Source organism: Mycobacterium sp. (assembly GCF_049683355.1).
Lineage (GTDB): Bacteria > Actinomycetota > Actinomycetes > Mycobacteriales > Mycobacteriaceae > Mycobacterium.
The window spans coordinates 1-13,467 of sequence record NZ_JBAUJB010000275.1; the positions used below are offsets into that span (position 1 = coordinate 1).

Consider the following 13,467-nt stretch of genomic DNA (forward strand, 5'->3'; position numbering starts at 1 on the left):
TGGCGCGCCACCGGGAAGGAAGTCGATGGCGAGCAAGCCACCTGAACCGGTCACATCGTCCTCGAGGCCGATGCCGGCCGCGTTGAACCGGCGCATCGACTCCAGTTCGCGCATGTTCGAGGGCATCAGAGCCTCGGGAAACGCGTTGTTGTAGCGCGTGATCGACGAGATCGTCTTGAGGGTCATCGATCCTCCTACCCGTTGGCGCATGTCTCCACGGCGTCGCGACCGCGTTTCTCTACTCTAACGTAAGGAGAGAGTATTGAGAAAACTCGGCGGGCTGCTGCGGCGAGGGCCGTCATGGCCGTGTTGCGAGATAAACGGTGTTGGCCGATCGCCCTCGGGTGATGGGGTTGTCGAACCAGACTTGCTGGGCCTCGACGTCGGTGAAGACGGCTTCGAGGAGCGAACAGAAATCGTCGTCCGGTGCATCGTCGGACCACATGGCGAAAGTGCCCCCCGGAACGAGGCGAGCTGATGCGGCACGCAGTCCGTAACAGCTGTAGAAGTCCGCATGGGGCTGATTGAGCACGTGGCGGGGTGAATGATCGATGTCGAGCAGGATCGCGTCGTAGGTTCGCCCCGGTTTTTCGGGATCGAATCCCGTCACATCCGTCGCGGCGGCGAAAAAATCCCCACGCGCCAAAGTGACTCGACTGTCGGTGGCCAATCCGGTCGTGTCGGGAAGCAGATCGCGGTTATGCCAGTCGATGACCGCTTCGGAGTACTCGATGATCGTCAACGATCGGATTCGATTGCAGTTCAGTGCTTCTTGGGCGGTGTAGCCGAGCCCAAGGCCGCCGACGACCACGTCCAGATTCGCGCCCGGTGTTCGCGCCAAACCGAGCCGGGCCAGCTCGCGTTCGGCGGCGGTGAACAGGCTTGACATGAGGTACTCGTCGCCCAGCTTGACCTCGTACACGTCGGTGCCCGCGGTCAGATCGAAGCGGCGCCGCAGGGAGATCACCCCGATCGGCGTTTGTTGCCAGCCCAATTCCTCGAACCGTGCGCTCATCGATGCAACGATAGCGATCCCGCGCGGGCGATTCTCGATTCGTCGGCCTCATCGGCAAAGGCCAGCATTCGGGAGAGCGGCCCGGTATGGGTGAGGTGGAGTTCGTGCATGGCTCTGGTGCACGCGATGTAGAGCATGCATTTGTCCATCTCGGTGGCGTAGTTCGTGTCGTCGACGTGTGGGACGACCACCGTGTCGAATTCCAGACCCTTGGATATGTGGGCTGTGGTGACGACGATGCCACCGGCGAACGCGGTGCTGTCATAGTCCAGCAGGGTCAGCTCCATTCCGGCGGAGGACAGCTCCTGGTACAGCTCGTGGGCTTGGTCGACGGTCTTACAGATGATGCCCAGTGAACGGTGTTCGCCGCGCCGGTGATCCTCGATGATGCTCAGTACTCGGGCCAGCTGATCCCGTGAATCCGCACAGGCGATCACCCGAGGGGGCAGGCCATGGCGGGCAATCGGCACGAGCTTGTCGTTTCTCGAGATGTGCTGGGCGAAGTCGGTGATCTCGGCGGTGGACCGGTAGCTCTTGCACAACTCCAGGCAGTCGGCCTCCGGGAAGATGTCGCGGATCGTGGACAGTGACGACGAGCTGAACGGGTTCACCGACTGGTTCGAGTCGCCCAGGATCGTCATCTTGCAGGAAAACAGCTGACGCAGGACCGCGTACTGGATGGGGGTGTAATCCTGCATCTCGTCCACGACGAGATGGCGGATGTGGCCGTAGTTCTCGAGGCGGTCGGTGGTGATCATGGTGTAGATCAACGGAAAGGCGTCCGAGTATTCGATCTTCTTGCGGGCCAGTGGTTTGAACAATTTGCGCCGCGCGGGATCCTCGTAGAACCCCTTGTAGATGGCGAACGCATCCTTATACGGGAACATCGCCCGCACCTGCTTGCGGACGCCGGCGGTATCGGCGCCGGACCACTTGCCGCCCCGGTCCATCACCTCGTTCTTGAGAAGGTGCACAGCCGTATTCGCCACACGGTCGAGCCGCGCGAAGATAGGCATCGCCGCCCACTCGTCGAAGGTGTCCGCCACCCATTGAGCCGAAAGCCGCTTGTGCTTCTGGGCGATTTCATCGGCGACAAACCCTGCTGAACGCGAATCGATCCAGTCATCTAGACGAGTGACGAATTCCGCTGTGGCCTTGTAGCGCATCCGCACTGCCGAAGCATCATCAATACGTTCGAGGAGCTTGATCACCTGGTCGCTGAACGTCTCGTAATCGGTGACTTTGGCGAGGAACCGATCAGCGATCCGGCCGAAGTCGATCTCAGCGACCTGTTCCTCACCCAACTCCGGCAGCACTTCGGCGATGTAGTCACCGAAGACCTTGTTGGGAGACAGGATCATCACGTCGTCCGACGAAAGGGTGTCCTTGAACCGGTACAGCAGGAATGCCACCCGGTGCAGCGCGATCGACGTCTTCCCTGAACCCGCCACCCCCTGCAGCAGCAGCACCGACGCGGTCTCGTTGCGAATCACCGCATTCTGCTCGCGCTGGATGGTCGCGACGATGTTCTTCATCTTGTCATCGGCGGATTGGCTCAGTTCCCGCTGCAGCACGTCGTCACCGATGTTCAGCGTGGTTTCGAACATGAAGTCCAGGTGCCCGTCCTGGATCTTGTACTGGCGCTTGCCGGTGATCTCACCCTGGGCGGTGCCGCCGGGCGTCTCGAAAGACGCTTCGCCCGACTCGAAGTCGTAGAACAGACTGGACACGGGGGCCCGCCAGTCGTGGATGCGGATCTCCCGCGTCTCCGGATCGAAGAAGTTGTGCACGCCGATGTAGTGCGCATAGGCATGCGGCTCACCCGTGGGCCAGAAGTCGACGCGTCCGAAGTAGGGGGTCTGCAGGAGACGCCTGACCCGTTCCCGGGTCAGGACCGCGCGCTCCCCGAGTGCGACGGACAGGTTGACAGCAGTTCGGTAGTCCGCCTTCTCGGCAAAATCCATGTCCCGCCGGTTCTCCCACAGGTGCTCCTTGCGCTCCTGGATGGACTTGGCGGACTTGCCGATGGAGTCGGTGAGGTTCTCGAGCTCGGATGACAGAAGGTCGATCGTCTTGGCCAAGTACTGGCGCTCTTGCTCTTCGTCGCGGGGGTATGAGGTCGTCAAAGCCATCTCCGGTTCTGCTGGCGTACAAAACTACTGTAACGTCAGAGTAGAAATTCGGACGGATCGCGGTGATGGCTGAGGGTTTCGTGGGCAGCACAGTGTTCTGCCGGGGGATCTCCCCACACGTTAGGGTAGGTGCTTCACGGCGGCGGGCAGGAGGTGATTCACGGTGAGTGAGTCCCAGGGTGTGCACATGCAGATCGGACAGGTCGCGGCGCGCACTGAGCTCTCGATCCGCACGGTGCGCCACTACGACGACGTCGGCCTGGTGACGCCCTCGGTCCGCAGTTCGGGAGGCTTCCGCCTGTATTCCGAGGCCGACGTCGACCGGCTGTTGGTCGTACGGCGGATGAAGCCACTCGGATTCACGCTGGCTGAGATGAAAGACCTGCTGGCCACGCTGGATGTGTTGGACGACACGAAATCGCCGGCGGCCGAGCGCACAGATGCCGTCCAGCGGCTACGCGAATTCTGTATCAAGACCGACGAGAGCGCTGAGCGGCTGCGTCAGCAGCTCGCGTACGCCGAGGAGCTCGCCGACTTGCTACGGGAGCGGACTCGAGTCGAGGCCCGCGCGGGCCGGCGCTGACCCGCCCCTGACTTCCCCGTATGCGACCGCGGATGACGTAGCGCGGCGGCCGGGCCAATTCGCGATCGTCGGGTGGGCGAGCGTGGCGGCGGTGATGACGGCCCCCGGTCAGACGGCGGCCGTGTCGATTTTCACCGACCCGCTGATCGAATCGCTCGGCATCAGTCGCACCCAGTTGTCGACGAGTTATCTCATCGGCACGCTGCTCGGCGCAGCGGCCATGCCGTGGGTGGGCCGCGCTCTCGACCGCTACGGGGTCAGGCCGATGATGATCGGCGTCGGGCTGTTGTTCGGCGCTGTCCTGATCGGAATCGGCTTCGCCACATCCGTGTTCAGCCTCACCGCCGGCTTCGTGGGCATCCGGATGTGCGGCCAGGGGGCGCTCGGACTGGTGGCAACCACCTTGGTCGCGGTACATGCGACGCAGCGGCGGGGACTGATGATCGGTATCACCGCCGGCGTCGGCTCGGCCGGGGTGTCGATGGCGCCGCTGCTGTTGGAGCGCCTGGTGGCGCAGTACGGAATCCAGACTGTCTGGATCATCGAGGGTTTGGCCGTGTGGTGCGTTGTCGTCCCCATCGGCGTCGTGGCGTTACGCCGACTGCCTCGACCGGCTCTCGCGCGTGTGGAAATACCGCTCTCTTCCGAGGGGCCGGTCACCGCCGCGCGGCCGGTTGAGTGGACGGTGCGGCAGGCCACCCGTACGGCGATGTTCTGGGCGATCGCTGCCGGCCTGGCGGCCTCGGGAATGCTGACCACCGGACTGAACTTTCATCAGATTGCGCTGCTCGGGGAACGCGGTTTGTCCGCCACCGAGGCGGCGGCGAACTTCATCCCACAGACTGCGGCGGCTCTGATCGGCACCCTGGTGATCGGTGCGTCGGCCGATGTCATCGCCCCGCGCTTCGGGATCGCGTTCGCCATGGTGGCGCTTTCGGCGGCGATGGTGATCGCGATGGTGGTGAGTCCGGGTTTCGCAGCGCTGGGCTACGGCTTGATATTGGGCTTGTCCGGCGGAGCGATGCGGTCGATCGAGGCGGCGGCCTATGCGCACTACTTCGGTGTCGCGCACATCGGCGCAATACGGGGCATCGCGGCCACCATCGGTGTCGGTTCCACGGCGTTCGGGCCGCTGGCGGTCGCGCTCGGTCATGACATCGTGGGTAGCTACGCGACGACGCTGTTGATCTTGGCACCATTGCCGCTGGTGGTTGCGGTGTTTGCGGTGTTGGCGCCTGCGCCGCGTCAGCCCTAAACTACTATCACGTAAGAGTATGTTCTTCTGGGGGTTCCTTCGAGATTGGCGATGCGACATTTATGACCTTCGAACCCGCCGCCCCTGTGCACGCGCCGCTGTCACAGGTGTGCCTCGAAGCGCAACGCAGACGCACTTTCGCCGTGATCAGCCATCCCGACGCCGGCAAGTCCACGCTGACCGAGGCGCTTGCATTGCACGCCCGGGTGATCGCCGAGGCGGGAGCGATCCACGGCAAGGCAGGACGACGCTCCACCGTCTCCGACTGGATGGACATGGAAAAGGCGCGGGGCATTTCCATCACGTCGACAGCGCTGCAGTTCGCCTACCGGTCGAATGGGCACGACTGTGTGATCAACCTCCTCGACACGCCCGGTCACGCGGATTTCTCCGAGGACACCTACCGGGTGCTCACCGCTGTCGACTGTGCCGTCATGCTCATCGACGCAGCCAAAGGTCTGGAACCGCAAACTCTCAAGCTGTTCCAGGTGTGTCGGCAACGTGGGATCCCGATCATCACCGTGATCAACAAGTGGGACCGGCCGGGTCGTGATGCGCTGGAACTTCTCGACGAGATCGAGGCCCGTATCGGGTTGCGGCCCACACCGTTGATCTGGCCGGTCGGGATCGCCGGAGACTTCCACGGCGTGCTCGACCGTCGCAGTGGCGGGTTCATCCGGTTCACCCGCACCGCGGGTGGGGCGACCATTGCTCCCGAGGAGCATCTCGCTTCGGCGCGGGCAGAGCAGGTGGCCGGTCTGGACTGGCAGCACGCAGTGGAGGAGTCCGAGTTGCTGTCTGCCGATGGCGCCGACTTCGACCCGGAGACCTTCCTGTCGGGTGGCAGCACCCCGGTGCTGTTCACGTCAGCGGTGCTCAACTTCGGTGTCAGCCAACTGCTCGACACCTTGGTGCAGCACGCGCCGTCGCCCGACGGCACGGTGGACGTCGTTGGCAACAGGCGCGCGGTCGACGCCGACTTCAATGCGTTCGTGTTCAAGGTTCAGGCGGGTATGGACAGCGCTCACCGTGACCGCCTTGCGTACGCCCGGGTGTGCTCGGGTGTGTTCCACCGGGGCGACATCGTCACCCATGCGAGCACCGGCAAGCCGTTCGCCACCAAGTATGCGCAGTCGGTGTTCGGCCAGCAGCGTGCCACCATCGACACCGCCTGGCCCGGCGATGTCATCGGCTTGGTCAACGCGACCGCACTGCGCGTCGGCGACACGCTGTATCGCGGCGATCACGTGGAGTCCCCCCGATTCCGCAGTTCACTCCCGAGTACTTCGCCGTCTGTCGGGCCGCTGACCCCAGCAAGCACAAGGCTTTTCGGCGCGGGATCACCCAGCTCGAACAGGAAGGTGTCGTCCAGGTGCTGCGTTCGGACCTGCGTGGCGACCAGGCCCCGGTGCTCGCCGCGGTGGGGCCCATGCAGTTCGAGGTCGCCAGCCACCGGATGGCGGGTGAGTTGAACACTCCCGTCGCGCTGGAGCATCTCAACTACTCCATGGTGCGTCGAATCCGCCCGGACGACACGGGCATCGTGGATTCCCAGTCCGGTGCGGAGGTTCTCCATCGCACCGACGGAGCGTTGCTGGCGCTGTTCAGCGACAAGTGGCGCATGGAGATGATATTGCGTAACCACCCCGACCTGGTCTTGGAGCCGCTCGTCGCCAGCGGGGCCGGGTGACCCCATTAGACTGACCCGGTGGATTCTGCAGCTCCCCGTCCCGTGCTGGTCGTCGACTTCGGCGCGCAATACGCCCAGTTGATCGCGCGCCGGGTCCGCGAGGCGCGGGTGTACTCCGAGGTCATCCCGCACACCGCCAGCGTCGAGGAGATCAAGGAGCGCAATCCCCGCGCGGTCGTGCTGTCCGGCGGCCCGGCCAGCGTCTACGCCGAGGGCGCCCCGCAACTGGACCCCGGGTTGTTCGACCTGGACGTCCCGGTCTTCGGCATCTGTTACGGCTTCCAGGCCATGGCGCAGGCGCTGGGAGGCACGGTGGCCCGCACCGGCACCAGCGAGTATGGCCGCACCGAGCTCAAAGTCACTGGCGGGCAATTGCATTCGGACCTGCCGAACACCCAGCCGGTGTGGATGAGCCACGGCGACGCGGTGACCGAGGCCCCGGAAGGCTTCGAGGTCGTTGCCACCAGCTCCGGGGCGCCGGTGGCGGCGTTCGAGAACCCGGGCCGTCGGCTGGCCGGGGTGCAATACCACCCCGAGGTGATGCACACCCCGCACGGTCAGCAGGTGCTGAGCCGGTTCCTGCACGAGTTCGCCGGTATCGACGCCACCTGGACCGCGGCCAACATCGCCGACGCGCTCGTCGAACAGGTGCGCGCGCAGATCGGTGACGGACGCGCGATCTGCGGGCTCTCCGGCGGTGTCGACTCGGCGGTCGCGGCCGCCCTGGTGCAGCGCGCCGTCGGCGATCAGCTGACCTGCGTGTTCGTCGACCACGGGCTGCTTCGCGCCGGCGAGCGGGGGCAGGTGCAACGCGACTTCGTCGCCGCCACGGGCGCCAACCTGGTGACCGTCGACGTCGCCGACCGGTTCCTCGAGGCACTGTCCGGGGTCACCAATCCCGAGGGCAAACGCAAGATCATCGGCCGCGAGTTCATCAGAGCCTTCGAAGGTGCGGTGCGTGACGCGCTGGGGGCGGCGGACGGTGATGTCGAGTTCCTGGTTCAGGGCACGCTGTACCCCGACGTGGTGGAGTCCGGCGGTGGATCGGGAACCGCCAACATCAAGAGCCACCACAACGTCGGCGGGTTGCCCGGCGACCTGAAGTTCACGCTCGTCGAGCCGTTGCGGCTGCTGTTCAAAGACGAGGTGCGCGCCGTCGGGCGGGAACTCGGTCTACCGGAGGAAATCGTTGCCCGCCAACCGTTTCCCGGCCCCGGTCTGGGCATCCGGATCGTCGGCGAGGTCACTGCGGGACGCCTCGACACGCTGCGCCGTGCCGATGCCATCACCCGCGAGGAACTGACGTCGGCCGGGTTGGACCATCAGATCTGGCAGTGCCCGGTGGTGCTCCTGGCCGATGTCCGTTCGGTGGGTGTGCAGGGTGACGGCCGCACCTACGGGCATCCCATCGTGCTGCGTCCGGTCTCCAGCGAGGACGCCATGACCGCGGACTGGACTCGGGTGCCTTACGAAGTGCTGGAACGGATTTCGACGCGGATCACCAACGAGGTCCCTGAGGTGAACCGCGTGGTGCTGGATGTCACCAGCAAGCCGCCGGGCACCATCGAGTGGGAGTGATCAGCCGGTCCGCAGCGCTGTCCGCGATGAGTTGAGCAGGTCACGACAGTCACCACATCATGACCTATGACAAACACGCCGCTTCGCTGATGGCGGCACAAAGCGGTGACGAACAGGCATTCGCGGAACTGACCGGCCGCTACGCAGTGGAGTTGCATACCCACTGCTACCGGATGCTGGGCTCGGTACACGACGCCGACGAAGCCCTGCAGGACGTCTGGTTACGGGCCTGGCGCGGTCTGGGTGGTTTCACGGACGCGGCACGGTCCGTGGATGGCTCTACCGCATCGCAACGAATGTCTGTCTGACCATGATCGAGCAGCGGGGCAGGCGGGTGCTGCCGATGGACCTGTCGTCGGCCCCGGTGACCGAAACAGCCTGGCTGGAGCCGTATCCGGACACTGTGTCGCTGGTGCTCGACAACCGTTCCGATCCGCACGAGCGCGCCGAACGGCGAGAGCACCTGACGCTGGCCTTCGTCGCCGCGCTCCAGCACCTGCCCGGCAATGAACGCGCGGCGCTGCTGCTCCGCGAGGTCGTGGGCTATTCGGCGCGCGAGGTCGCCGACCTGATGGACACCTCGGTCGCTGCAGTCAACAGTGCGCTGCAGCGCGCCCGTCGGATGGTCGGCGAACGTATCGGAGGTGGCGGCACCGCATCACGACCGGCACTGGAGGACAAGCGGGTGGTGCAGGTGGTCGACGCCTATGTCGACGCCATGGAACGGGCCGATCTCGCAGCATTGGTTGGCCTGCTGACCGACGACGTCACCTGGTCGATGCCCCCGATGGGCTCATGGTTCCGCGGAAAAGATGCGGTCGCCGACTTTCTCGCCGACGGGCCGATGCGCCATAAATGGCGCCACCTGGTGACGGTGGCCAACGGCCAACCCGCGGTGGGTTGTTACCTGTGGTCCCCCGAAGAGTGCTGCTTCCTCGCCCAGGTGCTCGACGTGCTCACAGTTGACGACGGTCGCATCACCGCGGTGACGTCGTTCGTCGACGGTGCACTGATGGCCCGATTCGGGTTGCCGACAGCACTGAACGGCTAGCAGGCGCTCGTGCCGGCCTGATGAGTCGGCGAGCCTCCCACGGTCATAACAAGTGAAACCGTCGAGGCGCGCTGCGCTGGAAAAGGAGCTTGTTGTGGCGTCATTCACCGTCCACCAACGCTGGGTGATCGGACTGACATCGGTGGCCTCGTTCATGGTGGCCCTCGACTTGCTGGTGGTCTCCACCGCGCTTCCGACGATCAAGAACGAACTCGACGCATCGCTCGGACTTGTGCAGTGGGCCGTCACCGGTTACGGCCTCGCCTTCGCGGTCCTGTTGCCGGTCGGCGCCGCGTTGGGCGACCGATTCGGGCGTCGCCGGGTGTTCGTCGCCGGCTTGGCGCTGTTCGCCTCCGCGTCCGCCGCGTGCGCGTTGTCGTCCGGGATCGAGTTCCTGATCGCGGCGCGGGTTGCCCAGGGGGCTGGTGCGGCGGTCGTCATGCCGCTGGCGGTGGCGCTGCTGAGCAGCGAGATGACTGATGACCGACGGGGCCGGGCACTGGGCCTGTTCGAGGGGCTGACCGGACTGGCGACCATCGCCGGGCCGCCGGTCGGCGGCATCGTGGCCTACTTCGTCGGCTGGGAGTGGATCTTCTGGATCAACGTGCCGATCGCTGTGATGTTGATTCCATTGACCAGGAGACTGGTCGACAGCCGGGGCCCGGACACCGCGCTCGACCTGGGTGGCATCGTCCTGGTCACCGGCGGCTGCCTCGGCGTGGTCTGGGCGTTGGTGACGGGCAATGAATCAGGTTGGGCCAGTGCCGAAGTCGTGGTACCGCTGGCGTCCGGTGTTGCTCTGCTGGGCCTTTTCATCGGCTGGGAAGGCCGTACCGCCGCACCGATGCTGCCGCTTCGACTGTTCCGTCGGCGTACGTTCTCCGCGTCTGCGGTCGTCAGTTTGCTTCTGTACGCAGCGCTGTACGGCACCGTGTTCTTTCTGTCGCAGTACCTGCAGATCGGACGCGGATACACCGCACTCGAGTCCGGGCTCCGGCTGATTCCGTGGACCGCCACGCTGTTGGTGGTGGCTCCATTGGCCGGTGCGATGGCCGACCGCTTCGGCAACCGGCCCGTCCTGGTGCTCGGTCTGGCCTTGAAGGCCGTCGGACTCGGATGGCTGTCCTTGGTAGCCACTCCCGAGACCGCCTACGCCGCGTTGCTGCTGCCGCTGCTCGTGGAGGGAATCGGCACGTCGATGGCGATACCGGTGGTCCAGAGCGCGATGTTGGGCGCGGTGCCGCCCGGTGACATCGGTAGAGCCTCCGGCGTCAACGGCGTCAGTCAAGAGGTCGGTGGTGTGCTCGGCATTGCGGTGCTCGTCGCTCTGTTCGCCGCTGCCGGCAGCCATCTTTCGTCCGGTGAGTTCGTCAGCGGATTCGTGGTGGTGGCGGCTGCCTGTGCGGTGTTCTCTGCTGCCGCAGCGATCATCGCCGCCACGATGGGCGAGCGTGAGGAGCGGTTCGTCGAGGCGACTACGGCTTGCTGACACCTGCCGACCCAGGCGTCAGGCAACTCGGGAGATTTCTCGATCGATTCGGCCACAATTGATGCCGTGACGACGCTCAGCCGAATGGCCTCAACCGACGTCAGTCGCGGTGATGCGAGCGCGCTGGTGCACGAGGGTCGGCGCCTGTCGTACAAAGCGCTGCGCGCTGCTTCAGAGGCGCTCGCCGGGGCGATGCGCGCGGATCACCTCGAAAGCGAGCGGGTCGTCCTGATGTTGCCGAACAGCCCCGAACTGGTAACCGCCTACCTCGCGTGTTTTGCCGCGGGCGCGGTCGCAACCCCGTTGAAAGCGCGCTACGCGCCGCCCGAAGTCGAACGCGCGCTGCGCCGCTCGCGGCCCCGCTGGCTCATCGCACACGCGAATCGACTCGCGATGCTGGCCCAGGTCGACAGATCTCTTCTGGCGGATGTCCGGCTCATCATCGTCGGCGAATGTGAATGCGAATGCGAATACGATTGCGCCGGCCTCGGCGGCGAGAAGTACACCGCGGTGCTCGCCGGCGCGGAACGTGCGGAGTCCGGCGAATTGCGGGACATACCGCGCGATGCCGCGGCGGTTATTTTCTTCACGTCAGGATCGATGGGCCAGCCCAAGGGCGTCGTGCACAGCCACGCCTCCGCGCTAGCGATGCTGACCAGCACGTCGGAGGCGTTCGGCGACGTCCGACCGACCGACGTCTTTCTGGTCTTCGAGCCGCTGGTGCACGTCAGCGGGTTCATCGCCACTTTCACCACATTGCTCGCGGGCGGCACCGTCGTTCTCTACGACGGCTTCGACACCGCCACTTATGTCCGGCCGCTCGCGACGTATCGACCGACGTTGATTTCAACGCACGTCGACGTGTTGGCCCAATTGCTGCGGCAACCGGGAATTTCACAAGATTGGTTCACCTCGCTGCGTGGCGTGTACACCGGCGGCGACACGGTACCGGCTTCTGTGCAGCGGGAGTTCGTCCGAGTCACCGGACTGCCGATCTGCGTCGGATACGGAATGACCGAAGCGATCTGGCTTACGGTTCAGCGTGAGGCCCGTTCAGACCGCGACGGGTGCATTGGACGACCGGTTCGGGGTGTGCGACTACGCGTCGACGACGCGACCGGTGAGCTACTGGTTTCGGGACCGATGGTGATGCAGCGGTATTGGCAGGACGACGAACTGACGGCTGCGATGTTGGTAGATGGGTGGTTCCACACCGGCGATCTCGCCCATCAGGACACCGACGGCGTCTGGTGGTTCACCGGCCGCATCAAAGACATCATCGTCCGGCGAACGTCGAAGATAACCCTGGGTGAGGTCGAGGCGACGTTGGAGCAGCATCCAGGTGTGGAGATCGCGGCGGTCGTCGGCGTCCCCGACCTGGAGGAGGGTGAGGTGCCGGTCGCGTTCGTGGTGGCGCAGCCGAATACGATTCTGACAGTCGGTGAGCTGGTCGCCTTCTTACGTGAGCGCATCGCCGATTACAAAATCCCCGCTCGCATCCACCTGCGACCGTCGCTGCCGCTCACCGCCACCGGCAAGATATCCCGGCGTGACCTGACCGAAACTCCATTGTCGACTCCTCAAGCGTGAGCGGAACGACCCGCGGCCCGCAGTACCGGTCGACCGTGGTGCTGAAGACCCGCTGCCGGTTGACCCACGATCCTGGGCCCGTGTGTCACTCGTGCCTCAGATTTCACGCGGTGCCACATCCCGCGGTGGTTTGTCGGTGTTCGACTGTATGTTCGAATCATGTCGAGGACGGTCGCGCAGGAAGCAATGACTGCATTGCTGGATGCCTACGACGCGGTCGCCGACTGCGATCTCGAAACCCTGCCAGCGGCGGGGCTGCTGGAGTTCATGGACGGACTCGAAGTCTTGACGTGTCAGCTGCCCACGCAGTCACACCGCGCGCTGTCCAGGTTGCAGACTGAGGCCACACCCCAAGAACTGGGCGCCAAGTCTTGGAAGGACGTCCTGGCGCTCCGCTGGCGCATCACCACTGGCGAGGCCCGCCGTCGGCTCAACGAAGCAGCCGAGATCGGGCCGCGACAGGCACTGACCGGCGAACCTCTACCCCCGTTGCTGCCCGCAGTAGCCGCCGCGCAGATCGGCGGGCTGATCAACCGCGAACACGTCAAAGTGCTCCGAGACGCTATCAAGGCCCTACCCGCGTGGGTCGACACGACCACCCGCGAGCAGTTCGAAGTCGACCTGGTCCGCGTCGCCGTCGGGGTGGGACCCAAGGCTCTCAAGGACACCGCCGCCTTGCGGTTGTTCCTGCTCGATCAGGACGGCCCGGTCCCCGATGACGCCGAGCGAGCCCGCAAACGCGCGGTCAGGTTGGGTAAACAGCGCGGTGATGCGATGACCCCGCTGACCGGGGAGTTGAGCCCTGAAGCTGCGGTGGTGTGGGAGGCGATTTTCGCGAAGTACGCCGCGCCGGGGATGTGCAACCCTGATGACCCTGAACCGTGCACTTCGGGTACGCCGTCGCAAGCTCAGATCGACAACGATCACCGCAGCCTGGCCCAGCGCCAGCACGACGCACTGGTGGTGGTGGGGCGGATCGCGTTGATGAGCGGGGAACTCGGCACCCTCAACGGGTTACCGGTGGCGGTGATCATCCGCACCACGCTGCAGGATCTGGAATCCCGCGCCGGGGTCGGTGTCAGCG

At 65.1% G+C, this 13,467-nt stretch carries 11 protein-coding genes and 1 pseudogene; 9 read left to right on the plus strand and 3 right to left on the minus strand.

Annotated features, from left to right (window positions below; translation table 11 throughout):
- The 3 genes from WA944_RS16270 to WA944_RS16280 all read right to left on the minus strand — a co-directional run.
- Window positions 1-186: hypothetical protein (locus tag WA944_RS16270; protein ID WP_526374246.1), on the minus strand; the 186-nt coding region annotated here is incomplete at its 3' end.
- A 112-nt stretch (window positions 187-298) separates the two neighbouring features.
- Entirely contained in the window at window positions 299-1,015 is a 717-nt protein-coding gene (locus tag WA944_RS16275) for a spermidine synthase (protein WP_526609823.1), read from the minus strand.
- Window positions 1,012-3,147, minus strand: coding sequence for a HelD family protein (locus WA944_RS16280; protein WP_526374248.1), 2,136 nt, complete (start codon window positions 3,145-3,147; stop codon window positions 1,012-1,014). The genes WA944_RS16275 and WA944_RS16280 overlap by 4 nt, the downstream gene beginning before the upstream one ends.
- Before the next feature lie 187 nt (window positions 3,148-3,334).
- Between WA944_RS16280 and WA944_RS16285 the strand changes: the two genes are divergently transcribed.
- The 9 genes and pseudogenes from WA944_RS16285 to WA944_RS16325 all read left to right on the plus strand — a co-directional run.
- On the plus strand, window positions 3,335-3,730 hold the full coding sequence (locus WA944_RS16285; RefSeq protein ID WP_526374252.1) for a MerR family transcriptional regulator: 396 nt from the start codon (window positions 3,335-3,337) through the stop codon (window positions 3,728-3,730).
- A 94-nt stretch (window positions 3,731-3,824) separates the two neighbouring features.
- Window positions 3,825-4,985, plus strand: a complete 1,161-nt coding sequence (locus WA944_RS16290; protein WP_526374249.1) for an MFS transporter — start codon at window positions 3,825-3,827, stop codon at window positions 4,983-4,985.
- A gap of 62 nt (window positions 4,986-5,047) precedes the next feature.
- Window positions 5,048-6,675 (plus strand): annotated as a pseudogene (locus WA944_RS16295) (peptide chain release factor 3).
- A gap of 18 nt (window positions 6,676-6,693) precedes the next feature.
- The gene (gene guaA / locus WA944_RS16300) at window positions 6,694-8,253 is read left to right on the plus strand and encodes a glutamine-hydrolyzing GMP synthase (RefSeq protein ID WP_526647131.1); all 1,560 of its coding nucleotides are present in this window, start codon (window positions 6,694-6,696) and stop codon (window positions 8,251-8,253) included.
- 59 nt (window positions 8,254-8,312) lie between these two features.
- Window positions 8,313-8,561 (plus strand): RNA polymerase sigma factor, encoded by a 249-nt coding sequence (locus WA944_RS16305; protein WP_526647132.1) that lies wholly within the window; start codon window positions 8,313-8,315, stop codon window positions 8,559-8,561.
- Complete coding sequence (locus WA944_RS16310; RefSeq protein WP_526647133.1) at window positions 8,558-9,304, plus strand: RNA polymerase subunit sigma-70; 747 nt, start codon at window positions 8,558-8,560, stop codon at window positions 9,302-9,304. The genes WA944_RS16305 and WA944_RS16310 overlap by 4 nt, the downstream gene beginning before the upstream one ends.
- Window positions 9,305-9,398: 94 nt before the next feature.
- Window positions 9,399-10,793: a DHA2 family efflux MFS transporter permease subunit gene (locus WA944_RS16315; protein WP_526610635.1), complete on the plus strand. Its 1,395-nt coding sequence runs from the start codon at window positions 9,399-9,401 to the stop codon at window positions 10,791-10,793.
- Window positions 10,794-10,877: 84 nt separating this feature from the next.
- Window positions 10,878-12,383 carry a class I adenylate-forming enzyme family protein gene (locus tag WA944_RS16320; RefSeq protein ID WP_526373687.1) on the plus strand — a complete coding sequence of 502 codons (1,506 nt, stop codon included), beginning with the start codon at window positions 10,878-10,880 and terminating at the stop codon, window positions 12,381-12,383.
- Window positions 12,384-12,527: 144 nt separating this feature from the next.
- On the plus strand, window positions 12,528-13,467 hold a 940-nt coding region (locus WA944_RS16325; RefSeq protein WP_526647134.1), incomplete at its 3' end, for a DUF222 domain-containing protein.